General features: G+C 62.1%; 23 protein-coding genes. 12 read left to right on the forward strand and 11 right to left on the reverse strand.

Annotation, left to right across the window (positions count from 1 at the left end):
• Positions 1-6 precede the first annotated feature (6 nt).
• The 5 genes from GQO94_RS10005 to GQO94_RS10025 all read right to left on the reverse strand — a co-directional run bounded on the left by GQO94_RS10005 (position 7) and on the right by GQO94_RS10025 (position 8,783).
• Entirely contained in the window at positions 7-1,836 is a 1,830-nt protein-coding gene (locus GQO94_RS10005) for a glycoside hydrolase family 15 protein (protein WP_198045915.1), read from the reverse strand.
• Positions 1,833-2,837 (reverse strand): SDR family oxidoreductase, encoded by a 1,005-nt coding sequence (locus tag GQO94_RS10010; RefSeq protein ID WP_156841013.1) that lies wholly within the window; start codon positions 2,835-2,837, stop codon positions 1,833-1,835. Before GQO94_RS10010 ends, GQO94_RS10005 begins: the two co-directional genes overlap by 4 nt.
• 150 nt (positions 2,838-2,987) lie before the next feature.
• Entirely contained in the window at positions 2,988-4,973 is a 1,986-nt protein-coding gene (locus GQO94_RS10015) for a tetratricopeptide repeat-containing sulfotransferase family protein (RefSeq protein WP_156841014.1), read from the reverse strand.
• An 85-nt stretch (positions 4,974-5,058) separates the two neighbouring features.
• Complete coding sequence (locus GQO94_RS10020) at positions 5,059-7,698, reverse strand: TonB-dependent receptor (RefSeq protein ID WP_156841015.1); 2,640 nt, start codon at positions 7,696-7,698, stop codon at positions 5,059-5,061.
• A 686-nt stretch (positions 7,699-8,384) separates the two neighbouring features.
• Entirely contained in the window at positions 8,385-8,783 is a 399-nt protein-coding gene (locus GQO94_RS10025; protein WP_332310840.1) for a nuclear transport factor 2 family protein, read from the reverse strand.
• 118 nt (positions 8,784-8,901) lie between these two features.
• Here GQO94_RS10025 and GQO94_RS10030 point away from each other — a divergent pair, with 118 nt between their 5' ends.
• The 4 genes from GQO94_RS10030 to GQO94_RS10045 all read left to right on the forward strand — a co-directional run bounded on the left by GQO94_RS10030 (position 8,902) and on the right by GQO94_RS10045 (position 11,889).
• Positions 8,902-9,909, forward strand: a complete 1,008-nt coding sequence (locus GQO94_RS10030) for an NADP-dependent oxidoreductase (protein ID WP_156841016.1) — start codon at positions 8,902-8,904, stop codon at positions 9,907-9,909.
• Positions 9,910-9,913: 4 nt separating this feature from the next.
• Positions 9,914-10,264, forward strand: a complete 351-nt coding sequence (locus GQO94_RS10035; RefSeq protein WP_156841017.1) for a Rieske (2Fe-2S) protein — start codon at positions 9,914-9,916, stop codon at positions 10,262-10,264.
• A gap of 85 nt (positions 10,265-10,349) precedes the next feature.
• Positions 10,350-10,778, forward strand: a complete 429-nt coding sequence (locus tag GQO94_RS10040; protein ID WP_156841018.1) for a nuclear transport factor 2 family protein — start codon at positions 10,350-10,352, stop codon at positions 10,776-10,778.
• Between the two features lie 103 nt (positions 10,779-10,881).
• Positions 10,882-11,889 (forward strand): NADP-dependent oxidoreductase, encoded by a 1,008-nt coding sequence (locus tag GQO94_RS10045; RefSeq protein WP_156841019.1) that lies wholly within the window; start codon positions 10,882-10,884, stop codon positions 11,887-11,889.
• Positions 11,890-11,910: 21 nt separating this feature from the next.
• On the opposite strand, the gene GQO94_RS10050 is transcribed toward GQO94_RS10045, so the two are convergent.
• Positions 11,911-12,675, reverse strand: coding sequence for an SDR family NAD(P)-dependent oxidoreductase (locus GQO94_RS10050; RefSeq protein ID WP_156841020.1), 765 nt, complete (start codon positions 12,673-12,675; stop codon positions 11,911-11,913).
• Between the two features lie 191 nt (positions 12,676-12,866).
• Here GQO94_RS10050 and GQO94_RS10055 point away from each other — a divergent pair, with 191 nt between their 5' ends.
• Positions 12,867-13,880 carry an NADP-dependent oxidoreductase gene (locus GQO94_RS10055; protein WP_156841021.1) on the forward strand — a complete coding sequence of 338 codons (1,014 nt, stop codon included), beginning with the start codon at positions 12,867-12,869 and terminating at the stop codon, positions 13,878-13,880.
• Between the two features lie 177 nt (positions 13,881-14,057).
• On the opposite strand, the gene GQO94_RS10060 is transcribed toward GQO94_RS10055, so the two are convergent.
• Positions 14,058-14,819, reverse strand: coding sequence for an SDR family NAD(P)-dependent oxidoreductase (locus GQO94_RS10060; protein WP_156841022.1), 762 nt, complete (start codon positions 14,817-14,819; stop codon positions 14,058-14,060).
• Positions 14,820-14,982: 163 nt separating this feature from the next.
• Between GQO94_RS10060 and GQO94_RS10065 the strand changes: the two genes are divergently transcribed.
• The gene (locus tag GQO94_RS10065) at positions 14,983-15,789 is read left to right on the forward strand and encodes an SDR family NAD(P)-dependent oxidoreductase (RefSeq protein WP_156841023.1); all 807 of its coding nucleotides are present in this window, start codon (positions 14,983-14,985) and stop codon (positions 15,787-15,789) included.
• 37 nt (positions 15,790-15,826) lie between these two features.
• Here the strand turns inward: GQO94_RS10065 and GQO94_RS10070 are convergent, their stop codons facing one another.
• Positions 15,827-17,473, reverse strand: coding sequence for an AMP-binding protein (locus GQO94_RS10070; RefSeq protein ID WP_156841024.1), 1,647 nt, complete (start codon positions 17,471-17,473; stop codon positions 15,827-15,829).
• 151 nt (positions 17,474-17,624) lie between these two features.
• Between GQO94_RS10070 and GQO94_RS10075 the strand changes: the two genes are divergently transcribed.
• The gene (locus GQO94_RS10075) at positions 17,625-18,761 is read left to right on the forward strand and encodes an aromatic ring-hydroxylating oxygenase subunit alpha (protein WP_408636612.1); all 1,137 of its coding nucleotides are present in this window, start codon (positions 17,625-17,627) and stop codon (positions 18,759-18,761) included.
• 5 nt (positions 18,762-18,766) lie between these two features.
• The gene (locus GQO94_RS10080) at positions 18,767-19,147 is read left to right on the forward strand and encodes an EthD domain-containing protein (protein ID WP_156841026.1); all 381 of its coding nucleotides are present in this window, start codon (positions 18,767-18,769) and stop codon (positions 19,145-19,147) included.
• Here the strand turns inward: GQO94_RS10080 and GQO94_RS10085 are convergent, their stop codons facing one another.
• The 3 genes from GQO94_RS10085 to GQO94_RS10095 are packed head-to-tail and all read right to left on the reverse strand — an operon-like array spanning position 19,148 to position 21,631.
• The gene (locus GQO94_RS10085) at positions 19,148-19,585 is read right to left on the reverse strand and encodes a nuclear transport factor 2 family protein (protein ID WP_156841027.1); all 438 of its coding nucleotides are present in this window, start codon (positions 19,583-19,585) and stop codon (positions 19,148-19,150) included.
• A 13-nt stretch (positions 19,586-19,598) separates the two neighbouring features.
• Positions 19,599-20,285 (reverse strand): SDR family oxidoreductase, encoded by a 687-nt coding sequence (locus GQO94_RS10090; protein WP_156841028.1) that lies wholly within the window; start codon positions 20,283-20,285, stop codon positions 19,599-19,601.
• On the reverse strand, positions 20,285-21,631 hold the full coding sequence (locus GQO94_RS10095; RefSeq protein ID WP_232332866.1) for an aromatic ring-hydroxylating oxygenase subunit alpha: 1,347 nt from the start codon (positions 21,629-21,631) through the stop codon (positions 20,285-20,287). Before GQO94_RS10095 ends, GQO94_RS10090 begins: the two co-directional genes overlap by 1 nt.
• Before the next feature lie 482 nt (positions 21,632-22,113).
• On the opposite strand from GQO94_RS10095, the gene GQO94_RS10100 reads away from it, so the two are divergent.
• From GQO94_RS10100 to GQO94_RS10115, 4 genes are all read left to right on the forward strand, one after another.
• On the forward strand, positions 22,114-22,674 hold the full coding sequence (locus tag GQO94_RS10100; protein WP_156841029.1) for a nuclear transport factor 2 family protein: 561 nt from the start codon (positions 22,114-22,116) through the stop codon (positions 22,672-22,674).
• Positions 22,671-23,990: an aromatic ring-hydroxylating oxygenase subunit alpha gene (locus GQO94_RS10105; RefSeq protein ID WP_156841030.1), complete on the forward strand. Its 1,320-nt coding sequence runs from the start codon at positions 22,671-22,673 to the stop codon at positions 23,988-23,990. Before GQO94_RS10100 ends, GQO94_RS10105 begins: the two co-directional genes overlap by 4 nt.
• 5 nt (positions 23,991-23,995) lie before the next feature.
• A complete protein-coding gene (locus GQO94_RS10110) occupies positions 23,996-24,550 on the forward strand; it encodes a VOC family protein (protein ID WP_232332867.1) in 555 nt (184 codons plus the stop codon).
• A 60-nt stretch (positions 24,551-24,610) separates the two neighbouring features.
• Positions 24,611-24,873: nuclear transport factor 2 family protein (locus GQO94_RS10115; protein ID WP_198045916.1), on the forward strand; the 263-nt coding region annotated here is incomplete at its 3' end.

Below are 24,873 nucleotides of genomic sequence, written 5' to 3' on the forward strand. Positions count from 1 at the left end.
TCCCGCTCATGCGTCCTGCGCGGCCGCTCCGGTCGCTTCCGGTTTGCGATCGCAATTGGTGTCCGCTTGGCCGAACAGCCGCTGTGCGGCCGAGACCAGGGACAAGTGCGACAGCCCCTGTGGGAAATTGCCGAGTTGCCGAGGATTGATTCCGGGTTGGAGTTCCTCCGCAATGAGCCCCAAGTCGTTCGCATAACCGATCACGCGTTCGAACAGGCTGCGCGCGTCGGCTTCCCGGCCCTGCAAATGGTAGACTTCCGCGAGCCAGAAGCAGGCCGCGACGAACGCGCCTTCCGAGGAGCCGATGCCGTCGTCGAACTGATCCGGATCGTACCGCCAGACCAGACCATCGCGGACCAAGTTTTGCTCGATGGCGGAGACCGTTTTCACCATTTTCGGGTCGTTGGCATCGATGAAGCCGACCAGCGGCAGGCGTAGAACCGCAGCGTCGATGCTATTTCCGCCGAACGTATCGGTGAAGCAGCCGGCCTCCGGGTCGAAGCCTTCGTTGAGGACGCGCTGACGGATGCGCTGGGCCAAATCGCGATACCGCTCGGCTTTCTCAGGCTCCCGGTCATGCAACAGCGCGGCTGTCCGGTCGAATGCCACCCAGCACATCGCTTTCGAATACGTATGATGGCGGTTCTCGCCTCGGCTTTCCCAAATGCCCGCATCGGGGCATTCCCAGACCTCTTCGAGCTTGTCAGCAAGCATCCGCAGGACCGTTTCCGCCTCTCCCGAGGCTTCGACGCCGTCCTCGATCGCCTGAAACAGAGCGTCGGTCACTTCTCCGTAGATGTCGAGCTGGAGCTGTCCGACCGCGCCGTTTCCGAACCGCACCGGTTTCGAATTTTCGTACCCGGCCAGCCAATCGGCCTCCCATTCCGGCAAGCGCCGTGCGCCATCCACCGCGAAGAACGGCTGCAGGGAAATGGGCTTTCCGCCGACGGTCCGTGCGAGCCATTGCGTCCATTGGCTTGCTTCCTCCAGCAGACCCATTCGCTCGAACGCGAGCAACATCAGCGTAGAATCGCGCAGCCAGCAGTAGCGGTAATCCCAGTTGCGGGTGCCGCCGGGGGTTTCGGGAAGGGACGCGGTCGGTGCCGCGATGATGCCGCCTGTCGGTCGGTGCGTCAGCGCCTTCAGCGTGACCAGTGACCGATGCACCAGTTCCGCATACTCCCCGCGATAGCGGATCTGGGCGGACCAGTCGGACCAGAAACGGTCAGTGTCCTCGAGGGCCTGCCGCGGATCGATCCGCTGCGGAACTTCCTCGTGCGAAGCGAACCATGTCAGCACCAGGCTTTTGCGCTCGCCAGCGCGGACCTTGAAGCGACTGCGCAGGCTGCGTTCCTCAACCTCGACCGGGACATCGCAATGGAGGGAAACACCATTGGGTCCCGCGATGGCGACGACGTGATGACCGGCTACCTTGCGAATGAGTGGATGAATGCGACCGTAATCGAAGCGCAATGCAAGGTCGCCGACCATCTCGACTTCGCCCTCGACCCCCTCGACGATGCGCACGACGTCCGCATTTTCGCCACGGATCGGCATGAAATCGATGATCCGCACTTTTCCTTGGCTGGTGGCGACTTCGGTTTCCAGCACGAGGCTGTCTGCCCGGTATCGCCGCGTGGTGCTGGTCACGTCCTTTACCGGTCCGAGGCGCCAGCACCCGTTTTCGCGATCGTCGAGCAGCGCGGCGAGACACGCTTCGGAATCGAACCGGGGGAAGCAGAGCCATTCGATGGTCGCATCGCGGTGGATGAGCGCCGCCGTTTCGCCATCGCCGATCAAAGCATAGTCTTCGATCCGTCGCTGCGGCTCGCTCACTTGCGGCGATCCCGCAGCATCGCGGTCAGAGCGCCCAAGCCGGTGAGCGCCAACCCGGCGCCGATCGCAAGCCGATGACGCGTGACCCAGAACTGGCTGGTCCAGCTGCGCGCGGTCTCATCGAACCGGCCATGCGCGCCATGATCGCCGGGCACGGGCTCGTAGAGATTGTTCTGGCGATCGGGGCTGACCGGCTCCTTGTCCTGCTGCCCCGAGAAAGCGGTACGAGCGAGATAGCGGTCGAGCAGTGGCGAGGCCAACCGATCGCCCCAGATGGCCTCCAGCGAAGGCCAGCCAAGCTTGATCGACTTGCGCCGGTGTCGCGCCGCCCAGTGAATCGCGCGCGCCGCGACTTCGGGCTGATAGGGCGGACTGGCAGGGCGGGGCTTCTTCGGCAGATCGGTCTTGATCCAGTCGAACTGCGGCGTGTTGACGCCGGGAAGCTGGACCATGGAGACGTGCACGTTCGATCCGTCATGCAGCAGCTCGGACCGGATCGCGTCGTGAAAACCCTGGATCGCGTGCTTGGCTCCGCTGTAGGCGGACTGCAGCGGGATGCCGCGATAGGCGAGCGCCGATCCCACCAGCACCACCGATCCGCGGTTGCGCGGCACCATGCGCTGCAAGGCCGCCTTGGTGCCGTGAACCTGGCCCAGGTACGTGACGCGCGTCACCCGCTCGTAATCGGCCATGCTCATGTCGACAAAGCGCGACAGCACCCCCGCAAAGGCGACGTTGACCCAGATATCGATCGCTCCAAGCTCACGTTCGATGCGTTCGGCAGCAGCATCGACCGCTCCGAAGTCGGCGACATCCAGCGGTAGCACCAGCGCTTCGCCACCGGCTTCGCGAACTTCGCGTGCCGCGGCTTCCAGGCCATCCAGGCCTCTTGCGATCAGGGCGATCTTGATTCCGGGACGGGCAAACTCGCGCACGACGGCCCGCCCGACACCTGCGGAGGCGCCGGTGATCACGACGACTTCATGGTTCGATTTGGTCATGCATCGCGAACGGACTTTCCCGCCGGATGGTTGCGACAGTTTGTAATTTTTACGCAACTTCCAGTAACAGCAGCGATCGCGCGAGCGTTCTTCGAAGATGTCTGGGCGGCTCGATCGGTCCGGTCGAGGTCAAATATGCCTGAAGCGCGCTTATTGCTCGGTCGCGGACTCTTCCAGTCCGAGTGCCGTTCGCAGATCCCCCAGCCATGGCGCATAGGGCCGCCAGGCTTGCTGACCGGAACGGTTCAACGGCCGGCGCACTTGCTCGGAACTGGCCGTGCGGACCGCGCGCTCTGTCTCGTGAAAGCGGATGCAGGCGTCTTCGAACGGGAGTCCCAGATAGTCGAGCATACGACGGACCTGGCCCTCCAGATCGTCGAGGACGTCTTCGTGCCGGACTCGCAGGATTGCACCCGGCAGCACCTCGTCCCAATGGCGCATCAGATCGACATAATCGCTGTAATAGCGGCCGATTTCGGTGAGGCCATACGTGAATTCCTGGCCTTCGGCGAACAGTTGCTTGAAGCCGGAAAAGCAGCAATCCATCGCATCGCGGCGCGCATCGATGATCCGCGCGTTGGGCAGGATCAGCTTGATCAGGCCGATATGCCGGAAGTTGTTCGGCATCTTGTCGATGAAGAACGGCGCGCCTTGGCGGTGGATCTGCGTGCTCTCGAGATAACGGCGACCGAGATCTTCGCGCTGCTGCGCATCGAGATCGCGCAGGATCTCGGGGTAACGCAATGCCCCCGCCCTGCGCCCGCGCAGACGGTGCGCGATCGCCAGCATGTCGGGCAGTTCGAGCGTTCCGTCGATCTGGCTGTGCGAGGCAAGGATCTGCTCGATCAGGGTCGATCCGGCGCGCGGCAGGCCCACGACGAAAATCGGGTCCGGCGCTGCGTAGCCTTGTCCGCGCTCGGGTGCGAACAGATCCGGGGTGCAGACGTCCGTTTGCCGCGCGAGTTCGGCGCTCATCTTGTCGGCATCATAGCCGCTTTGCGTGCGCTTCAGCCGATTGCCTTCCTCGTAGCAACGGAAGCTTTCGGCATAGTCGCCGCGCGTCTCCAAGGCCGCCGCCAAAGCGAAGAGGATATGCACCCGATCCATGAACGCGATGTCCGACCGATCCAGCTCGCGGCGCATGCTCGCGACTTCGTCGTCGTCGAAGCGATAGGTCTTGAGATTGGCGAGTGCGTACCACGTGTCCCCGTGCGAGGGCGATGCCGCCAGCGCGGCACGATACGACGCGACCGCCTCTTCGGAGCGCCCCGCCGTCTTCAGCGCGTGCCCGCGCGAGGTGAGCGTCGCCGGATCGCGCGGGAGCGTCTCGAGCACTTTGTCGAACAGCGTAAAGGCTTTGTCGTAGTCGCCGGTCTGCATCGCTTCGATCGCGAGATGCGACTGAAACAAGGGATTCTCAGGATCGCGGCGGTAGAGCGCTTCGGCCTCTTCCAGCGCCTTGGCAAACTTCTGCCGCGCGCGCAGGACCTGAATGTAATCGAGCCGAAGCTGAACGTTGTCGGGATCGAAGCCGACTGCGCTTTCGAGCAGGAATTCGGCATCGTCGAGCACGCCGAGCCGCCGCCCGATGTCGGCCAACAGCCGCATCGCCTCGACATTGCGCGGGTTTCGGCGAAGATAGTGGCGGCAGATTTCCTCTGCGCGCAGCGGCCGGCCCTCATGCAAGTGGTGCATCACCGCGAGGAGCTCGCGCGGGAGCGTCTCGAGCCGCTCGGCCTGCGCCCGTGCAGCGGCCGCTTCGCCTGTCTGGCCGAGCTGATCGAGCAAATCTGCCTGGGCGCGCCAACTGGCCGTCAGCGCCGGGTTGTATCGGCAGGCCCTGGCATAGGCGGCGAGCGCCTGAGCGTGATCGCCGCGCGCGCGTGCGAGATGGCCCGCTTCCTGCCAGGCGCGACCGAACTCCGGCGAAACGGTGCGCAAACGCTGCAGGAAATGTTCGGCGCGCTCGAATGCCTCGAGATAGCGGTGCGCGACTGCTGCCAGATAGAGTGCTTCGGCATTTTGCGCATCGCGATCGATCGCCGATTCCGCGATCTTCGCGGCGCCCGCGAAGTCGCCTGCGGTCAAAGCCTGCTGGCCCTCGCGCAGATCTGTCGCTGGTTCGGTTGCCGTCATCGTGCGTGTGCCTTTGCCAGCAAAACGCAACGACCGGCAAGGCTCTCGCCTCGCCGGTCGCCGATCGAGCTTCGAAAGCTGGGGCTCAGTACTGGAAGCCCAGCCGCACGCCGATCGTGCGCGGACGGTTGGTCGTGATCCGGGCGCGATCGTAGTAGAAGCTGCCCGCGATTTCCGCACGCGTGTCCGTAAGGTTCTCGCCGAACACTTCGGCCGACCACATGTCGCCCTTCACGCCGACGGTCATCGCGACCGTGGTGTAGCCATCGAGCTTCAGCTTGTTGATCTCGATGATGTCGGTGAACTTCGACGACGAATGCGTGACTTGCGGCATCACGTGCGCCCGCAGGCTGTCGTTGAGATCCCACTCGTAACGCACGCGCAGGTTGCCCTGGAAATCGGGCGCATATGCGAGCTGCGAACCCTTGACCACGTCCTCGGTCGGCGTGAGCACCTTGGTGATCTTGGTATCGAGGAATGACACCGCGCCTGCCACGGTCAGACCCGGCATCGAGTACGGCGCATACGTGAAGTCGCTTTCCAGACCATAGATCCGCGCATCGGCCGCGTTGTCCGAGAAGAACAGGTTGGTGATGCTGGGATCGAAGATCGTCGTCTGCAGTCGGCTGATGTCGACGTAGAACGCGCTGCCGTTGAAGCGCAGCTGGCGATCGAACAGCTCGGTCTTCCAGCCGATCTCGTAGTTCTTCACTTCGTCGGTATCGAGCTCGAAGGGCACGGTGAAACCATTGGGACCGAGCGCGCCGCCGGGACGGTTGAGCAGACCCGGACGGAAACCTTCCGAATAGGTCGCGTAGACCATGACGTCCTCCGTCGGCGTGATGGTGACCGTGCCCTTGAAGATCGTGCCGCTAGTCTTGGCCTTGTCCGGCGCGGACAAGGCATTGAACACCTGCGTCGCCTGCGCCTGGCTCAGGCCGGCAGCCATGATGTCGGCGATGCTGTCGCCCTGCGAGAAGGTCTGCCGCAGATCGCTGTTGCACGAACCGATGAAGGTGAACTGCCCGTCGCCATCGTAGAGATCCGAGATGTTGGTGCCGAACGCGTTGGCGTCCTGCGCCGCGCCCGCATTACAGAACGACGAGTTCGCCGTCCCTTCGAAGTCCACTTCGACATCGTAGTACCGTGCGCCGAGCGTCACGCTCAGCAGATCGGGCACGACATCGAAGCTGGCTTCGCCGAAGATGCCGAACTGCTTGTCGGTGCGCTTCACGTCGTTGCGGAAGATCGTGCCTGCCGGGAACGGACCGGCTTCGCTGGCATAGGCTCCGGGGAACGGGAAGTTCGGCGCGAAGCCGCCGAACGGCGCCGCGGCGATACTGCCCGGATAGACGTAGTCGTTGCGTTCCTTGAGCGTGAGGTCCGAATAGAACCCGCCGACCGTTGCGCGAAGGCGTTCCTGCTGGGGCGTGTTGAAGCGCAGTTCCTGCGTGAACACTTCGGTGCCGCCGCTGGACGTGACGTAGAGGTTGGGCGCCTGGCACGTGCCCGAAGGCGCGTTGCTGCCGGGGTACGAGACCGAGCCGTCGCAGATATAGTACGGCAGGTACTGACCGGCGAAGAGGTAGTCGGTATAATCCACCCGCTGCTGCGTTTCGCGGTCGGTGTAAGCGCCGGTATAGACGACATCGAGCATCGCCAGACGACCTTCGACGGTCCAGGCCGTGTTCGAGAAATCGTCCTCGAGGCGGTCGTCCTCGAACCGCTGGATCGACAGATCGTCGAGGTCCAGCTCGGGATCGGCGAAGAACACGCCGTCCGATTCCACACTCTGGCGCATGTGCGAAACCGTGATCCGCCAATCCGGATTGACTTCGTACAGCGCGCTGACGCGAAAGCCCGCATACTGCGTGTCGTTGAAGTTCTTCTCGACGAGGCCGGCGTTGTCGGCGGCAATGAAGTTCACGCCCGAAAGGTCGGCGGTGGACTGGAAACCGGCGCGGTTCGGTGCGACGGGCACGCCGTTGTCGCGGATGGTTCCGGCGGGGCGGAAGCGCGCGCTTTCCGCCGCGGTGCGCGTGCCCGCGACGTTGTCGATGTAGCCGCCCTGGTCGTCGAGGAACGCGGTGCCGCGCAGCGCGAAGCTGTCGGTCACCGGCAGGTTCAACGTCAGCTCGCCCTTGTAGCTGGTCTCGCCGCCCTTGGTGAACGAGGTTTCCGCCTTGGCCTTGGCCGAGAAGCCGGCAAGGCTGGGCTTGTTGGTGATGAGACGCACGACGCCGGCCTGGCTGCTGGCGCCGAACAGCGTGCCCTGCGGCCCGCCGAGCACTTCGATACGCTCCAGATCGGCGGCGTAGACGTCGAGGTTGCGGCCCGGCTGCGCGAGCGGCTGATCGTCGAGATACATCGCGACGTTGGGCGCAAGGCCGGCAACGCCCGCGGTCGTCAGGTTCGGCGTGGTCGAGGCGAGGCCGCGAATGTAGATGGTCGACTGGCCGGGGCCCGAACCGCCCGCGGTCACGCTGGGCAACTGGTCGAGATAATCGGCGAAAGTATCGACGCCCAGGTTGTCCAGCTCTTCCTCGCCCAGTGCATTGAGCGAAACGGCGACATCCTGCAGGCTTTCACTACGCTTCGTGGCAGTAACGATGATCTCCTGAAGACCACCCTGACGCTGCGCTGCAGGTGCCTCTTGCGCCAGTGCCGGAGTGGCTATGACGAGTGCGAGCGTACTCGCGGACACGCACCGGCTCAGTTTCGACATTACAATCTATCCCTCTGTTTTCAAATAGCAACTCCGCGTCACGCCGCGGAAACCTCGGGGTCGGTATCCCATAGCCGCAAGCGCCGTGACCAAAGCGCCCGAACTATGTGAGTAAGCCCGATAGTGGTTAGAATATTCCAAACTCTGCGGGCCCCCTAGATCAGCAACCGATCCATTTCCACCCGTAGCGGGAGATATTGCCGCAGCACGCGGGGAGCGTTGCCTATTTGCAACATTTACGATTTGTTATGGCATGTGAGGGAGATGCGTAGGCGATATTCATTACTGTAACATCACCAGGGGAAAGCGTTTTATTCCGTAAGTAAAAATAGTAATTTTGAGGAAATAAGCGCTTATTTGGTTCTTGAATCAACTATCGTCGTGAAGGTTTTTGGTCGACCATTCGGGGAAACGCGAATGACGAAGCGACGCCGATGATCCGCGGAGCGGGCGTGGGTTGCGTTCGAAATCCGCCTGCCAAGGCGGCCACTTTTCCATGCGGCCACCGCAAGCGTTGGTCGCAGTCTGGAGCCACGGGCGCTTTGCGTCCGTCAGGCTGGCTCGCCTTGCTGTCGACCCGGCCCGCGTCGAGCTATGCCGCGCGGATCAAATAAGAAGCGTAATTACGACGCGGTCAGGACCGACCGCGTCGTAGGGGGCAAACCGCTAGTCGCGGCTTTGCAGTTTCAGCTTTTCTTGGATGCGGCAATGAAGGGCTTCGGATCGTAGTAATAGGGTTTGATTTCGCAGCACTTGCCGTCGCGAAAGCGCAGCATCTCGCACAGTTCCGCCGGCGCGCGGTCGGGACCGGCGAAGCGCATCGTGATCACCGCGATCGCGCAGTCCTCACCAATCAACAAGTCCGTCCGGTCCAGTCCTACGACATCGACCAGGCCCATCACTTTTAAGAAGAGCTCCTTGAGGCCATTAGGACCACGGTATTCGCCGGCCATGGGCAAACCATCCGCTTCGTATGCGACGAAGTCGTCCGTCAGCATGCCCGCAACGCGATCCCAGTCGCCGGCTCCCGATACTGCGTAAATCTGATCGACGAGATCGGTGATTTCCTGTGTGCTCATGCTCATCGTTTTATCCTCGCCCCGCTTTGTGCGTTCTGGCCCATGTTAGCGCAGGGATGAGGCTGCGCCGAACCTAGCAATTCAACTAGCGTCGGGTCCGGCTCAGCACAGCTAAAGACAGACTATGGGAAAAATCAGGCAAATCACTCTCGCGCGTCGGCCCGTCGGAATTCCGCAGGCAGATGATTTCCGATTGATCGAGAGCGAGAGGCCGGTCCCGGGCGAAGGGGAATTCCTCGTGGCCATGCGCGTCGGCTCCGTCGACCCGGCGATCCGCGGCTTTCTCGACGATCGACCGAGTTACGTCGACCCGGTCGCGATCGGTGAGCCGATCAAGGGCATGTCCCTCGGCGAGGTGGTCGAATCCCGGCATGACAATTACCCCGTCGGGACTTTCGTGCGCGCTTTCGCGCACTGGTCCGATCATTATGTCCTGGCCGGCGACGCCTGGGGTCTCGAAAAGGTCCATCCGCACCCGGGAACCGAACTGCACCACTACATGGGCGCCTTGGGGCCGGTCGGTCTGACCGCGTGGGTCGGCCTGTTTGCGGTCGGTGAAGCCAAGCCGGGGGAAACGGTCGTCATCAGCGCGGCGGCGGGAGCGACGGGATCCACCGTCGGCCAGATCGCCAAGGCGAGCGGCTGCAAGGTGATCGGCCTCGTCGGCTCTCCGGAAAAGGCGCAAGTGATCCGCGATCTCGGCTACGATGCGGCGATCGATTATCGTGCCACGCCCGACATCGCCGCCGAAGTGGCCAAGGCCGCGCCCGAGGGCATCGACGTCTACTTCGACAACGTCGGCGGCGAAACGCTCGAAGCGCTGCTTCCGCTGATGCGTCTGCACGGGCGTGTCGCCGTGTGCGGGATGATCGGGCAGTACAACGATGCCGACCACCCCCATGGCGTCAAGACGCTCTGGCAGCTCGTGGTGAACCGCATCAAGATGCAGGGCTTCATCACCTACGATTACCCGGACGTGCTCGAACGCGCGCAGAACGAACTCGATACCTGGGTCGAGGACGGCGAGCTGAAGCCTCTTGCCAACGTGCGCGAAGGTTTCGAGAAATTGCCCGAAGCCTTCATCGATTTGATGTCGGGCACGACGATCGGAAAAACCCTGGTGAGGATATGAAACGTTGAGTGAGAGCTGGCATCGGATCTGCGCGGAAGCGGATTTTCCCGAGGACGGAAAATTCGCCACCAAGGTGGGCGGCTGGAGCGTCTTCGTGCTCAAGACGGACGAGGGCTATCGGGCGATGAACGATCGTTGCACGCATCAGGCGGCGCTGCTTTCGCCGGGGCGCGTGCGACGCGGGGCGATCATGTGCCCGCTTCACGGTGCGCGGTTCGAAGCGGCGACGGGCCGCTGCATCGGCGGCGCCTACGCCGATCTGCGCGTCTTCCCATCGCGCATCGAGAGCGGCTTCATCGAAGTTTCCATCCCCGATCAGCATCCGGGGCCCAACGAGCGACCGGTGGTTACCTGAGGTCTCGCAATCGTCTCGAAATCGCTGCGCAAGCGACGATTTTGGTTCGTCCGATACAGAACAAAAAACTGGGAGTTTGCCGAAAATGCCATTCACCGGATCCGTCGAAGATCGCCTAGCCATCCGCGAATTGCTCGAAACGTACGCCGACGCCGTGACCCAACTCGATGCGGACGCCTGGGGCGCCACCTGGGCTCCGGACGGCGAATGGTCCTTGCCCGATTACCCGGAGCTGGGAACGACGAAGGGTCGCGAGGCGATCATCGCCATGTGGATCGAAGCGATGAAATCCTATCCAGGGATCATGTTCGAGGCCTGGCCCGGTTCGATCGAGATCGTCGGAGCCACCGCCACGATGCGCAGCTACACTGCAGAGACCTACGATCAGGACGGGATCACCGTTCGCGATCGCGGTCTCTACGAGGACGTCTGCGTCAAGATCGACGGGCGGTGGCTGTTCAAGTCGCGCAGCTTTCGCAACATTCACCGGCAGCGAGCCGCGAAGGACTGCTGATCGCGCTGCGCCGAAAGGGTGTGACGCGTGCATGGAGCAGTGAAGGAGAGGGCGGAGCCGAAACGAGCATCCGCCATGACGAGATACCGAAGGATCAAGCGGCATGAGTGCAACCCGTTTCTGGCGTCTGGACAACCATCCGGAAGGCAACACCCAATTCGATCAGGCTTTGAGCCTGCAGCACGAGGAGTTGGGGCCACTGCCTGCCGGGCATGTCCGCATCGAGGTTCAATACCTATCGATGGACGCCGGAACGCGGCTCTGGATGAGCCCGCGAACCGACGGCTACCAACCGCCTTTGCCGCTCGGCTCGCCGATGCAGGGCTTGTGCCTGGGGTCGGTGATCGAGAGCGACGATCCACGCTTTCCCACCGGATCGCTCGTGCGCGGATTTGGCCATTGGGCCGAAATCGCAACCGTCGATCCGGCTGCCACTGGCCTCGAAGTGGTCGATCCCACGATTGGCGACATTCGCCAGCATTTCGGCGCGCTCGGCATGAATGCCTGGACGGCATACGTCGGGGTCAAGGAAGTGGCGGCGGTCCAACCCGATGAATGGCTCGTGGTTTCGGCTGCCGCCGGTGCCACGGGCAGTCTTGCTTGCCAGGTCGGCAAGAACCTTGGGGCGAAAGTCATCGGCATTGCCGGCGGGCCGGACAAGTGCGCGTGGCTGCGCGACGTCATCGGCGTGGATATGGCGATCGACTACCGCGGCGAATCCGTCGAGGAACGGCTCGCTACGGTCGACGGCGGGGTTCACGCCTTTTTCGACAACGTCGGCGGTCCGATCCTCGATGCGGTTCTGCCCAACATGGCGCATTACGGGCGCATCGCCATCTGCGGGATGGTGGCCGCCTATGGCGACGATGCGCCGATGGCTGGCCCTGCGCGTTTCGATCAGATCCTGATGCGGCGGCTTCGGGTCGAGGGCTTTTTCATCCCCGACTTCCTCGAACGCGGCGCCGAGTTCATGCCGCAGCTGCGCGAATGGATGGACGCGGGCGAGCTGGCGACGATCTTCGACGAAACGCAGGGCATCGAAAACGTGCTGGTGGCCTACGAGCGGATGCTGACCGGCAAGAGTACGGGCAAGGTGATCGTCAAATTGTGATCGACCTTGCCCGTCACCGCGTCACATCGCGGTGGCGCCCCCGTCGACGACGAGCTCGGCACCGGTGATATAGGAAGACTCGTCGCTTGCCAGGAACAGGTTCATGTTGGCGATGTCTGCCGGCGTGCCCATGCGCTGCATCGGAATGCCCGCGACGATCTCCTTGAAGCCGTCGGGATTGTCGCGCCTGGCCACATCCTGCATCGCGGTTTCGATCATGCCGGGATGGACCGAATTGCACCGAATGCCTTCTGCGGCGCATTCCATGGCGATCACCTTGGAAAAAGTCCGTACGCCGCCCTTGGCAGCGCCATAGGCGGCGCAAGCGGGGACACCGACCAACCCTGCCATGGAGGAAAGGTTGATGATCGAACCACCGCCGCCGGTTTGGCGCATCAGGGCCACTGCCCGCTGCGTGCCGTAGAACACGCTATCGAGGTTGATCCGGTTCTGCCGTTCCCAGTCCGCGGCCGTCAGATCCGCGATCGGCTTGAGGATCGCGATCCCGGCGTTGTTCACCAGGATGTCGAGCCGGCCATGACCCTTGCGGATCTGCGCAAACAGCGTGTCCCAGTCACCCTCGCTCGTCACGTCGTGCGCGTGGGCTTCCGCCATGTCGCCATTTTCACGGATCTTGCTCGCGACGCCCTCGGCACCGGCAAGATCGATATCGGTGAGATAGACGAAGGCGCCTTCCTGAGCGAAGCGTTCGGCTGTTGCAGCCCCAAGTCCGCGCGCATTGCCCGCGCCCGTGACCAGCGCAATTTTTCCTTCGAGACGCCCCATAGTCGGATCCTTTCCCAGTCGTTATTGCCGGCAGTCAGGATCTGGCCGGCGTTGCTATCGTTCGATTGTCGCAACCCTATGGACCGCATGGCGGTAGGGAATGACCTGCCTAATTGCACAGGTGCGGTTTGCCATGCGATTGCCGATCTCGGTCCATGCTGGAAAGCCACGAAAACAAGAGAGGAATTGCAATGTCGACGAACCGCCAATTCGTATTGGTCCGCCGTCCGCACGGCGAGCCCGTCCCGGAAGACTTCTCTCTGGTTTCGAAGGAGATCCCCCAGGCGCCCGAAGGCGGCATTGTGGTGCGCAATCGCTACATCTCGCTCGATCCGGCCCAGCGGGGCTGGATGGACGACGCCGAAAGCTACATGCCGCCGATCCCGCTTGGCGATGCGGTCCGCGCCACCACTGTCGGCACGGTCCATGAGTCGCGCAATCCCGACTTCGTGGAAGGCCAGTGGGTGATGGGGCTCAACGCGATCGAGGATTACTCGGTTGCGCTGCCGGGTGGATTCACCATGCCGGTGGACATCGACGCGGTCGCCTCGCCGTCCAATTATCTTTCCGCGCTCGGCGCAGTCGGGATGACGGCGTACTTCGGATTGCTCGAGACCGGAAAACCGGCCGAGGGCGACACTTTGCTGGTCACTGGCGCGGCAGGTGCCGTCGGCTCGCTGGTCGGGCAGATCGGCAAGTTGCAGGGCTGCCGCGTCATCGGCATCGCCGGCGGGGCTGAAAAGTGCCGCAGGTTGATCGAAGACTACGGCTTCGACGTTGCGATCGATTACCGCGACAAGAGCGTCGAGACGCTTGCCGACGAAGTGCGCGCGGCCGCGCCCAAGGGCGTCAACGTTCAGTTCGAGAACGTCGGCGGGCCGGTGATGGAAGCCGGAATACTCAACCTCGCGCATTACGCTCGCGTGGTCCTGTGCGGTCTCATCAGCGAATACAATGCGCCGGAAAGAGTGGGCATGCGCAACCTGTGGCAAGTGCTTGCGACCCGCTCCACGATTCACGGCTTCATCGTAGCCGACTATGCCGAGCGCTTCGGTGAAGGCGGCGCGCAGTTGGCGCAGTGGATGGCCGATGGAAGCCTGCGGTTCGATGAAGACGTGCAGGAAGGCATGGAGAACGTCTACCCCGCCTTCATGCGACTTTTCTCGGGGAAGAACACCGGCAAGCTGGTGCTGAAAATAGCCTGATTATCCGCGAAGTTCGCAATTGCTGCGCAACGCGCTCGGCGTTTGATGTCCTCGCGGCAGCGAATTTCGGCAGCACCCTGGAGCAAAAAATTCGCGACGGCTTTCCCCGGGGAAGGCCGTCGCTTAGTTCCTCTCAATTCGAAAAGCAGACCGAAATATCGGTGCGGGTCGCCCCGGTCAGAATTGAACGCGCTTGGTAAAGCCGCCATCGACCACGATGTTCGTTCCCGTCATCGCCTTGCAGGCCGGGGAGGCCGCGAACACGATTGCGTTCGCAAGCTCTTCACCGGTCGTCATCCTTCCGTTCGGGATCGATCCGACAATCTGTTCGAAAAAGTCGGGCGCCGCTTGCTTGATCTGCGGCCACGGACCGTCGTCGGTCCAAACGGGGCCAGGCGTGAAGCAATTGCAACGGATGCCTTCGGCGGCCAGCGACTGTGCCGTCGCCGCGGAATAGTTGATCACGGCCGCCTTCAGCGCATTGTAAGGCTGAACGCCCATGAATTCCTCGACGGCGCCGGTCGAGCTCATACAGATTATCGAACCGTTTTCCGACTTGGCGAGAAACGGCTTCGCGGCAGCGATCCCTCGGCGCATCGGCAGGATATCGGTCTTGAGAATGGTTTCCCAGCCTGCGTCGCTATCCTCGCCGGGATTGGCCGACGTGAAACTGATGAAGATGTCGCAACCGCCGAGCTCACCCGCAGCCTTTTCGACGAAAGCCGGGACGCTCGCGGCATCGGTAACGTCGAGCGCCTCGACATAGTTGGAGACGCCGGCCGTATCGAGCTCGCCCTTCACCGTATCGACCTTGTCCTGCGTGCGGCCGCAAATGGCCACTGCGCAACCTTCCGCGGCAAGGACTTTGGCGACCGCGCGGCCGATCCCGCCGTTGGCGCCCACGAGGATCGCTTTCATTCCCTTAAGTCCAAGATCCATCGTTTCAGGTCCTCCACACGAGTTTGGGCGCCGACGCGCTGTTGTGCGATGGTGTTTCGACCGTGGCAACCGGTGTGGCCACTCCTCTTTTGAACAGGAAGTTGGGACCCCCTGGCCCGTGTTAGCCCCGGAGCAACAGGAATAAGACGGGAAAGGAGCGGGTATGTCGGGACGCCTCGCAGGAAAACGCACGCTGATCGTCGGCGCGAGCAGCCGCGACAACATGGGGCAGTGCATCGCGCGCCGCTTCCTGGCGGAAGGCGCCCAAATCATGGTCAGCGGTCGCAAGGACGCGGAACTGAAGGCGTTTTGCGGCGAGACCGGATGCACCTGGGCGACCTGCGACCTTACCGAACAGGACAGTATCGATGCCTTGGTCGAAACCTGCGCGAACATGCTGGGCGGGATCGATGTCGCGATCAACGCGACCGGCTGGGGCCTGCTCAAGCCGTTCCTCGAAACCACACACGAAGAATTGATGGCGTTGACGATGCTGCAGTACGTCGGCGCTTTCGAGTTCTATCAGGCCGTGTTGCGCAAGATGTGCCGCAGCATGGGCGGCGACGGCGGTTCGATCATCCAGATCAGCTCGGCCACGGCGACGATCATGCTCAACGATCATGCCGCCTACATGGGGACCAAGGCCGGTGCCGATCACGTCATCCGCTGCATCGCGCACGAGTTCGGCATGGAGGGCGTGCGCGCGAACACGATTTCGCCGGGGCTGACGGACACGCCGATGACCGCGGAGGCGCGCGAAGTGCCCGGACTGTTCGATGCGTTCCTGGCCGGCTATCCGCTGGGCCGCATCGGCACCAGCGAGGACATCGCGGCGGCTGCAGTCTTCGTCGCCAGCGACGAATGCTTCATGACAGGAGAGAACCTGCAAGTGAACGGCGGCCTGACGCTGCGCCGCAACCCGATGAAAAGCGAAATCGAAGCGTCCGTCGCGCAAGCCATGAACGAATAGCGGGACGTAAAGGGTGCGGCTTTGCGCGATCCCGGCGCTAGCTTGCTCCGCCCGTCTGGTCGGCTTCGACGAGCGTCTTGACCTCGGCACGAAGCTGATCCTTGCGAACTTTGCCTGCGGCCGTGCGCGGGAAATCGTCCCGGAATTCGAAGCGTTCGGGGATCTTCTGTTTGGCAAGGCCGCTATCGCCGACGTGCGCGACGAGTGCGGACGCGTCGATACCAGCTTCGGCCGTGATCACATAGGCGCATACGCCTTCACCGAGCCGCGGATGGGGCATGGCGACCACGGCCGCCTCGCGCACTTTGGGATGGCGAAGAAGAACGTCTTCGATCTCCTTGGCCGAAATGTTCTCGCCGCCACGGATGATGAGATCCTTCTTGCGCCCGGTGATCGTGATCGCACCCGCAGGGCTGCGGATACCGAGGTCTCCCGTGCGGAAATAGCCGTCTTCGGTGATCGCGGCACGGGTCTGTTCGGCATCGGCGTAGCCGAGCATCATGGCCGGTCCCCGCGCGAGGATTTCGCCTTCGGTACCATCGGGCAGCGGGCGATGCTCGTGATCGACGATGCGAACGTCGTAGTCTCCGATCCGTCCGTCCGTCGTCGCGGCAAGCTGTTCGTCGTGCGGCCAGCCGAACGTGACGAGGGGAACTTCGGACGCACCGAAAACGCGGAAGGCATGGCAATCGTCGAACGCGGCGTTGGCAGCCGGGATCAGATCGTCGGGAACGGCGGCACCGCCGCAGGCGAAGTACCGGAACCCGCTCAGGCGGTTGCCGAACTTGCGCGCGGTATCCGCCAGTTCGACGAGAAACGGCGTGGCCGCCACCGTGCCCACGAGGTTGTGCTGCACGATCAGCCGCAAGGCGTCCTCGGCGTTCCACGCTTCCATCAGGACGGTGCGCGTCCCGCATATGAACGGGGCTTCCAACCCGTTGGCATAGCCCGAAACGTGCGTGACCGGGGAGGGCATCAATGTCGCCTCTCCGGCAGACAGGCCCCAGTCCGCTGCGCTTTCACGCAAGATTCGGGCGATCGAGACATGCGAATGCAGCACGCCCTTGGGCCGCCCGGTCGTTCCCGAAGTGTAGAGCACCAGCTTCACCCCCAGCGGGTCGACTTCCGGCCAGGTGAACGCAAAGTTTCGTCCTTCGGCGACGAGCGCGGCATAGTCCTCCGGGCCGCTGCCACGCACCGTGAAGACGTGCTCGAGTGTGGGCAGGTGAGTCCTGATCCGCAGCGCCATCGCTTCGAAGTCGAACTTGCGAAACGTGCTGGCGACGAAAATCGCGCGTGCTCCGCAATCTTCGAGCATCTGCGACACTTCGTGATCGCGATAGATCGGAACGATGGGATTGATGACGAGGCCGGACATCGCTGCGGCGAGGTTGACGACCATCGCTTCGTACCAGTTGGGTATCTGGAACGCGATGACGTCGCCCTTGCGCAAGCCGCGCTGGTACATCGCGGCGGACAAGGCCTCGGCTTCGGCCATGATCTGCGCGCGTGTGCGCGTGAGTTCGCCATCGACAATCGCGATGAAATCGGGATCGTCCTCAGTCAACGCAGCGGCTTGTTGCGCGATCGTGCGCTCGTCCCAGACTCCGGTTCCGACGTACGTCGCAAGATGTGCGGGCGGACCTTCTAGCCAGGCCCATGCAGGGCTCTTCCTCTCCATCATGTCAGCTAAGTGCTCCACCATCGAGGCGCCGCCAACTAGTACCTTGGGCAGCTTGCGACGGGCTGGCGGACACTTCAAGAATTGCAGTCAAATCTAAACCGGGAGCAGGTTAGTGGATCGTTTGAGCAAGCTTGGCGACGTTGCCGAAATCATGCTCGACTATGTCGAGAACAAGAAGACCCATCAGACGGACAAGCCGCTGCGCGTCCCCACTCGCAGCTATACGGACCAGGATCAGTTCGACGCGGAAATCGAACTGATCTTCAAGCGCACGCCGCTCATGCTGGCTTTCACCGCCGAATTGCCCAACCCCGGCGACTACAAGACCATGGATGCCGTCGGCATGCCGGTGCTGATCAACCGTGACAAGCAGGGTGAGGTTCGCGCCTTCCTCAACGTGTGTTCGCACCGCGGCGCTCCCGTGGCCGAAGGAACGGGAAATTGCTCGCGCTTCACCTGCAAGTACCACTCCTGGACCTACGGCAGCGACGGCAAGCTGATCGGGATCGCGGAATCATCCACGTTCGGGGACGTCGACAAGTCAGAGATGGGCCTACGCCAGCTGCCTTGCGAGGAACGGGCCGGCATGATCTTCGTTTGCCTTACCCCCAACGCGCCCATGGATCTCGACCGCTATTTCAAGGGTTACCTCGAAGACTTCGAAGCGCTCGATTTCGCGAACTGGACTTATCTCGGCAATCGCCGGATCGAGGGCGCGAACTGGAAGATTGCCTTTGACGGCTATCTCGAAGGCTATCACTTCAAGTCGCTGCATCCGGACACGATCTTCCCGCGTACGCCGTCGAACACCATGCATTACGAGGGGTTTGGCCCCAACATGCGCATCGGCTTTCCGCAGCACTCGATCGCCGAGCAGCTCAAGGATGTCCCGCGCGAGCAGTGGGGCGACCGGGAAAACGCCGGCTACGATTTCGTGCGCATCTTTTTCCCGAATGTCTCGCTGTTCGTCGCGCCGGAGATCACGCAAGTCGCGCAGCTTTTCCCTGGACCGACGCCCGACCGCAACGTCACCATCCTCAACTATTTGCGCCGCGAGCCGATCCGCGACGAAGCGGATCGGGAAGCCGTCGAAGGCGCGATGAACTTCTTCCGCGACGTGACGTATACCGAAGACTACGTCATCGGGCTCGAGATCCAGAAGGGCCTCGAATCCGGCGCCCACGACGATCTCGTCTTCGGGCGCAACGAACGCGGCAACCAGTTCTTTCATGAATGGGTGAACTGGTACCTCGAAGACGATCCGTCCGCACCCGAACCGCAGATGTAACGCGCGTGTCCGTCACGGTAATCACCCTGCTCAAGCGCCGCTCCGGCATGAGCAGGGTGGACTTTCGCGACTACTACGAAACCCACCACCGCCGCATCGGCGAACAGGTTCTGGCGGGATATGCCACGCGCTATGTGCGGCGCTACCTCACGCCAAGCGATGGTGAGGACCAGGAATTCGATTTCGATGTGGTCATGGAAATCGATTTTCCCGACGAAGCGATGCGGGACGCCTGCTTCCTTGCTATGGGGCGTCCCGATACCCTCGCCATGATAGCCGGAGACGAGGAAAAGCTATTCGATCGCAGTCGGATCCGCACGTTCAGCGTCAGCGAGAGCGCATCGGCTATGCCGCCGCCGAACGCATCTGATCCGGACTCTCGCTAATCACGTCTCGTTGAGGATCGACCCATAGGCGCGGCGTGTGAATTGCCATTGCCCGCCGCGCTTTTCCAGCTCGTCATCGTAGCGACCGGTGGTGTGCACCCGCTTGCCGGTATCGGGATCGTCGTAGATCTCGATGGTGTAGGCGACCGCTTTGGCTTTGGTCCCTTCCACTTCGATTGCGCCGGGCTGCATGAAATAAATCATCGGTTTGGTCATGGCCTCGAGACCATACCGCTCCATCGAGGAAGACCACGCCGCGACGATCGCCTCGCGACCGTCGAACCCGCCCAGATCGGGATATTCGAGCAACTCCCAGTGCGCATCCTCGGCCCAGATCGAGCCCCATAGATCGGCGTCTTTCGTCATCACGCCGTGGGCATGGGTATCCATCAGTTCGCGGATCGCGATGCGATCTTCGATCGGGCCTGTGAACGCCATTCTTATTGCTCCCTCACCACTCGTGCTTCTTGCCGTTCCAGTTGTAGAACTCGCCGCTCTCTTCCAGCGTCCAGGCTTCGGTGAGCGCGATGATGGCCTCTGCACTTTCCTGCGGCGTGATGTCGGCGTCCGGCCCGCTCATGTCGGTCTGGACGTATCCGGGGTGAACGATACCGACGACGATGCCACGATCCTTGAGATCGGTCGCGACCGATCGCATCATCCGGTTGAGCCCCGCCTTGGCCGCCACATAGGGATAGTAACCGCCGTAAGGCCAAGTCGACGCGGCGAGCTGGCTGGAAAAGTTGATCACCTTGCACCCGGCACGCATGCGCGGCAGGAACGCGGTGAGAACGCGCATCGGGCCTTTGAGCATCACTTCGAGCGCATAGTCGAAGTCGTCCCAGTCGACGCCGTCCAGTTGCGCCGACGCTTCGCCGAGCACGCCCGCGACGTTGTACAGCAGATCGATGGGCTCGGCGCCGGTTTCGGCGGCACCGGACGTGACCGATGCTGTTTCGGCGACATCCATTTCGTGAATGCTGACCTTGCCGTCCGAACCGCTCGCGATGGCCTGCAGTTCCGCGGCTTTGGAAGGATTGCGAACCAGCGCGAAGACCCGATCCCCCTTCGCTGCATGGCTGCGAACCAATTCCAGGGCGATGCCGCGACCGGCACCGGTAATTGCGACATTAGCCATTATGGTTGCCTTCCCTCGATCCAGTCGTTCAACGTTTCATGGAAAAACCTGAGGCGGGTTTCCTGGTCGGACAAGTACGCATCGCGGTAGCCAAGCGAGTGCATGCCGGCTTGCATTCCTTCGGCCAGTTCCATGTCCTGGTAGACGATCTGGCCGGCCAGCTCGGGAATGCCGCGGCCCTGATCGAAGACACGGTGTTCGCATTCCAAAACTTCGCGAAGCGGCTTCACCCCCGCCATGATCGATTCCACTTCGGTCTGTCCTTCGACTGGGAAAGCCATGCACCACAAGTCGAAATAGCACTTCTCCGGATCGTCGGGATGCGGCTCGCTGCGGAACAGCACCAGGTTGTCGGGAAGAAAGCTGATGGTGACGTTGGGGAAGATCACCGTGTGCGGGCTGTCGGTGATCTCCTCGTCGTTCATGTGCTCGTAGTGCAGATACCCTTTTTCCTTCCAGAGTCTCTGCTTGGCGGCCTTGAGGTCCTTCCAGCCTTGCAGCGCGAAATCCTCGTAGGTCTCGTACTTGCCGGGATCGATATCCCATTTGCGCAGTTCGGCTTCGAACATGGCGTTGCCGCCGCCTTCCGGCCGGTCGGACAAGGAGGGGCGCATCGGCTGAACGGTGCGGCCATGGCCCTTGGGCCACATTTCGTGCCGAGCGGAATCGACGTCCTGATCGATCCACGGCGGCACCTGCGGGTGCGCAGTGCGCGTGTGATAGCTCTCTGAGAAATTGTCGGTGACGAACTTCCAGTTGGCGTTCAGTTCGATCCGATACCACGCGACGCGCACGGCTTTGTCCATCGGATAGCCGCGATAGAGGGCAGGCATCGGCTCGAGAAATTCGGCGAGCGTAGGGCCGGCGTCGTCCATCGAATACCACACGAAACCACCCCAGGTGTCGCAGCGCAGTTCCTTGAGCGAAAGCTTGCCGCAGGGGTTGCCCTGCTTGAAATCGACGTCGGCGTCCTGCGCGTTTTCCAACACGCCGTCGATACCCCAGCGCCAGCCGTGATAGGGGCACGTGAAGGCCGTTACCGAACTGGTTCCGTCGACCATCCGCATGCCACGATGGCCGCAGGAATTGTGGAAGGCGCGCACCGATCCGTCCGCCTGGCGAACCGCGATGACCGATTGCTTCAGGAAGTTGTGGACCATGAAGTCGCCTTCCTCGGGGATGTCCGCAAGGCGACCGGCGATGTGCCAGATCTTGGACCAGAGATGGTCCCATTCTTTCTGGGCGAACGCTTTCGAATAATAGCGGTCGCCCGTGATCGCATCGCCGCGCAGATTGGAGGGGTCACGCCCGTCCATTGGCGGCGGGACTGCCGTTTGCTGGTTCACGCCACTCTCCCGGTGAACATCGAATTTGGTCGGGACCCTGCAGCAGACGGCGGACCGCCGACACCTCTCCTTTATGCGAGCATGCGCCGGGGATACCGACCGGGTCGTGACCGTCAGAGCCGCAGAATCACTAACAGAAATTGCAGGTGAGGGCGGGCCGAACGCATCGTACTACGGTCCGATAAGTCGGAGAATTGTTTAGATTCCAGCGAAATGGCGCATCACATCCGTCCGAGACGTGAACGCTAAGGACGAGGTTGGCCTAGAATATGGATAGTTCTGCGAACAATCGTCCCGCGAAGGCCGGCAAGGTTGCTTGCCGCGGCGCCACGCGTGTCGCGAACGGATTGGCCGCCGATCTCTGTGATGAACAGCTCTTCGCCCCCGGTTTTACACGCCCCGGCATCGGTGCGTTCGGGTTGCCGGATTGGCGGCGCGGATACGACGCCGTGTCCCGGCACCATCGCTAAGGAATCGATTTCATGAATTCACCAAGCCCCCGCCCGTTCGATCTCGAAGCGGAAATCCGCGACCTCGCGGCCCGTCGCGACATCGGCGCCGCCGTGCAGCGGTACATGCGGGGGCTGGACCGGCTCGATCCCGATCTGCAGGCCAGCGCCTTTCATCCCGACGCCGTCATCGATTGCGGCCTCATGCGGGGCGGGGTCGACGCGTTCGTGACGTTCGCCCAGAATTTGCTGAAGACCATGGACGCGACGCATCATTTGCTCGGCCAAGTCTCGCTTTCGATCGACGGCGATCGGGCGAGCGGCGAATGCTACTTTCAGGCATGGCACCGCACCGGCAGCGAGGCCGAAGGCTGGCGCGACGTGTTCATTGCCGGGCGTTATCTCGACACGTACACGTCGATCGACGGCGACTGGCGGATTGCGACCCGGACACTCGTCACCGATTGGGTCACCGATCATCCCGGCGACATGAATTTCTTCACCGCCAACCCTGACGCTCCGCGCGGCGGGCGCCAAGGGGCGGATCCCAGCCAAGCCAGCAACGCCATGCCAGCCAAAGAGGTTCGCTCATGAATATCCAGAAGAAGGTTTCGCGCTACTCGGAAGAGTTCGATTTGCCGGTTCGTGGCGACGTCATCACCGCCGAGCGCTACATCTCCAAGGAATGGATGGATCGCGAGAACGAACGGCTCTGGCCCAAGGTGTGGCACTTGGGCGGGATGATTGCCGAACTGGAGGAAGCGGGCGATATCATTCGCCACAACTTCGGCAAGGAATCGGTGATCATGGTCCGCCAGGAAGACGGTTCGATCCGTGCCTTCTATAATTCCTGCCCGCACCGCGGAAACCGGCTGGTGCTCGGCGACGTGACGAGTGTGCCGCGCATCGTGTGCGGCTATCACAACTGGACGTTCGACCTCGACGGAACGCTTGCGCATGTCCAGGATCCCGACGATTTCGCCGACGGCAATCCCTGCGGCAAGCTGCACTTGTCGGAGCTGCGCTGCGACACCTGGGGGCCGTTCGTGTTCTGGTGCATGGACGACGATGTCGCGCCGCTGCACGAATGGCTGTCGCCGTTTCCCGAACGCCTGGCGGGCTACGGCCTGGATAACTGGGTGCGCGTGCTGAACCTATCTGCCGATTGCGAGTTCAACTGGAAGATCATTCGCGACAACTTCAACGAAAGCTATCACCTCCCCACCATCCATCCGGAGTTGAGCACGTTCATCAACGACGGCCTGCCCGATACGCTTTTCGAGATGTATCCCTCCGGGCACAACGCGATGTGGATGAAGGGCCATCAGGCGACCACGCGCACCGATTATCACACCACCGAAGTCCCGGCTCCGCTAGACGAGATCGCCACCGCCTGGGGGATCGATCCGACCGAATACAATGGCCGGACCGGCGACTTGCGCGCCGCGATCATCGAGGCGAAGAGGCGGCTGGGGCCCGAGCGTGGCTACACCAACTACAACAACATGACCGACCAGCAGCTGGTGGATTACTACCACTGCACGCTGTTCCCCAACCTGACGCTGACGATGAGCCCCGAGCAGCTCCAGGTCCTGCGCACCGAGCCGCATCCGACCGATCCGGAAAAGTGCGTGTTTCAGCACTGGTGCCTCTATCCGCCGGTGGAAGGCATGAAGGAAGTCGTCACTCCGATCGGCAACGTGCCGCTCGAACATGACGCGGTGCATCGGCACTCGGTCTACGGGGACGGCGTTTCGCTCGGCTTCGTCGCGGATCAGGACTTGTCGATCGGCACCACGCAGCAGCAGGGCCTGAACTCACGCGGGTTTAAGGGCTTTCATTTGCCGGAACAGGAAAAGCGAGTGCAACGCTTCCACGAATTGCTCAAGGATATGGTGGAAGGCGAGTAAGCATTTTGGCGCCGATCCCGGGAGTCCCCAGCAAGCAGTTCATGCAAATCGCCTTTGTGGTGGAAGATCTGCATGAAAGCTGCCGCGAGTGGATCAGGGCGACCGGGATCGGCCCGTTTCTCGAAGTTCCGCATATCGTTCTCGAGGAATTCGACTATCGCGGGATTAAATCGACTGGCCTCGATTTCTCGGTCGCCATCGCGCAATCGGGTGGGGTTCAAATTGAACTGATCGAGCAGCATGGCGAAGTCCCGTCGGCCTACCGCGATACCATCGCCAAGGGGCAGTCCGGGTTCCACCACCTTGCCATCTACACCGATGCGTACGATCACGTGTATGCGCGTTATATGGATGAGGGATTTCTTACCGCGGTGAACGGAACCTTCGGTGGTTACCGGTTCAGCTACATCGACACGAGCCCGGCGATCGGCTGCATGGTCGAACTGATCGAGGCGAATTCTCTCCAAGGAGATTTTTTCGCTCGCATCGCCGCTGCGGCGGACGGTTGGGATGGCAAGACCGATCCAATACGGCCTGGTTTTCCGTCCGACGCGAAGTGATTTGCTGTCGGCAAGGCGGCGGCACAGATTTCATATTTCTAACGAGAGGAGGTATCGAGCATGGCGCAGTGTCCCATAGACGACCGTCTGGCCATCCAGGACTTAGTGATTGCCTATGCCCACGCAGTCGACAGTTTGCATGACGTAGAAGGCATATGCGACGTCTTTGTCGAGGATGCGGTGTTTGATCTTTCGGGAATCAATTTTCCTAACCTCAATGGCCATGGCGAAATCGGCAAATTTTTCGAGGATACATTCGCGGCTATGTCGGCGCACGCGCATTACCTCACCAATTTCGCGATCACCGCTTATGACGGCGAAAC

Source organism: Novosphingobium aquimarinum (genome assembly GCF_009746585.1).
In the GTDB taxonomy this organism is placed as follows: domain Bacteria; phylum Pseudomonadota; class Alphaproteobacteria; order Sphingomonadales; family Sphingomonadaceae; genus Novosphingobium; species Novosphingobium aquimarinum.